At 62.7% G+C, this 2,129-nt stretch carries 2 protein-coding genes; both read left to right on the top strand.

Annotation, left to right across the window (positions count from 1 at the left end; all coding sequences use genetic code 11):
- A partial coding sequence (locus tag BLX41_RS34850; protein ID WP_259744590.1) for a TonB-dependent siderophore receptor occupies nt 1-1,474 on the top strand: 1,474 nt, incomplete at its 5' end.
- A gap of 103 nt (nt 1,475-1,577) precedes the next feature.
- Nucleotides 1,578-2,129, top strand: a 552-nt coding sequence (locus tag BLX41_RS09005) for a YwqG family protein (protein ID WP_123724585.1), incomplete at its 3' end; no start/stop codon positions are given.

Raw genomic sequence — 2,129 nt, 5'->3', positions numbered from 1 at the left:
GAGCGACGACACCACCCTGGGCCTGGCCGCCAGCCGCTCCGAGGCCGAATCGCGGCCGATGCTCCGCGGCCTGCCGCGCTATGCCGACGGCAGCACGGTGAACCTGCCGCGCTCGACCTACAGCGGCGCGCGCTGGAACCATTCGCAGATCAACGTCACCACGCTCTACGCCGACCTGGAGCACCGTTTCAACCAGGATTGGACCTTCAAGGTCGGTGCCGTGCGCATGAGCGAAAGCAACGACTCGATCCAGCAACGCATCCAGACCACCCTTGAGGGCGTAAACCCCGACGGTAGCGGCCTGCAGTACGCCGACTGGGTCACCGATTTCGACAACACCAAGATCGGCCTCGACATGAACCTCACCGGGCGCTTCGAGGGCCTGTCCATGGAGCAGGAAATCACCCTGGGCGGCAACTACTCGAAACTGACCACTGACGATGTCTTCGCCCGCACCTTCAACAATGGCGGCAACATCTTCGCCATCGACCACGATCGGCCGAAGATCAGCTACGACAGCCTGCTCAATACTCCCGGCGGACGCGGCACCCACAGCAGCTACGATGTCCGCCAGAAAGGCCTGTATGGCAGTTGGCGGATCAAGCCCCTGGATGACCTGACCCTGGTGCTGGGTTCCCGCGTCAGCTGGTATGACTACCGCTACGAAGCCACCAACTACCAGGCCATCAGCCACAAGGGCACTGCGGACGATCCGTCCACCATGACCGACAGCGGCGAAGTCACGCCCTACGCCGGCATCGTCTACGACCTGAGTCGCGAATGGTCGGTGTATGCCAGCTACACCGATGTGTTCGAGCCGCAGACCGCACGCACCGCCAGCGGCTCGGTGCTGCAACCGGTGATTGGCAGCAACTATGAAGTCGGCCTCAAGGGCGAGCTGCTCGAAGGCCGGGTCAACACCTCCCTGGCACTGTTCCGCTACGACCAGAAGAACCGTGCCGTGCAGGACACCGCCTCGGGCTACGCCTGTGACGGCTGGTACTGCTCCACCGCTTCGGGCAAGGTGCGCAGCCAGGGGCTGGAGGCCGAAATCAGCGGCGAAGTGGTGGACCGTCTGCAGCTGTTCGCCGGCTATACCTACAACACCACCACCTTCCTTGAAGATCCGAAGGATCAGGGTCGGACATTCAGCCAGTGGACTCCCAAGCACATGCTGCGGGTATGGAGCGACTACCAGCTGGACGGCGCCTTGAGCCGGGTCAGCACCGGCCTGGGCTTCACCAGCCAGAGCCACACCCTGGGTTATGAACGCAGCTACAAGGTGCCGGGCTACACCGTCTGGAACGCCCGCATCGCCTATCAGTTGAACGACGAGGTAAGCCTGGCACTGAACGCCTACAACCTGTTCGACAAGCACTACTACATCTCTGGCTACAACCAGTTGGATGGCAACAACAACTTCGGCGATCCACGCAACTTCATGCTCAGCGTGAAGTACACACCGCAGTTCTGAATCGGCCTTGTCGCAGCGCCCCCAAACGGGCGCTGCAGACAGCGCCAGGCTTTTGTATGATCCGCCCTCGCCCCGCCCCCTCCTGAGGACGTTTCATTTGAGCATGGACATTCAAGACATCCAGCGCAGCCTGGCAAGACCCGCGCTAAAACTCGTCGCCGGCGGCTTTCGCCCCACCCAGGCCATGGATGAAAGCTGGCTGGGCCGGGTCTTTCTGTTTCGCGAAGACGAAGAGTTGCCGCGCAACCGCGCCGGTGAAACCCTGCTGCCCTTTGCCCAGCTCTATCTCCCGGCCCTGCCCTTTCACAGCCCGCTGCTGGAAGGCGTGCGGGTGCTGAGCGTGTTTGTCGCCAACCCCTTCCCCGAACCCTTGGAGCCCATGGGCGAACGCTGGATGATCCGCGAATACCGCGACGACGAGGTGCTGGTGCACAAGGAACTGGCGGCTCCCGGAGCCTTCCTCAAACCCATGCCGATCAAAGCCGAAGCCCTGGCCGAGGACTTTCCGCTGTGGGACGGTGGCGGCATCCCCGATGAGGTGGAGCAGGCCATTCTCGAGCTGGAGCGCAGCGGCCGGATCGAGTGCTACTACGACCTGATCAGCCACTGCTATGAACACAAGCTGGGGGGCTATCCGTCCTACTGCCAATCGGGG

The organism is Pseudomonas protegens, from assembly GCF_003732485.1.
GTDB lineage: Bacteria > Pseudomonadota > Gammaproteobacteria > Pseudomonadales > Pseudomonadaceae > Aquipseudomonas > Aquipseudomonas protegens_B.
Note: the sequence above shows the minus strand (reverse complement) of the source record. Positions and strands in the feature narration are given on the sequence as shown.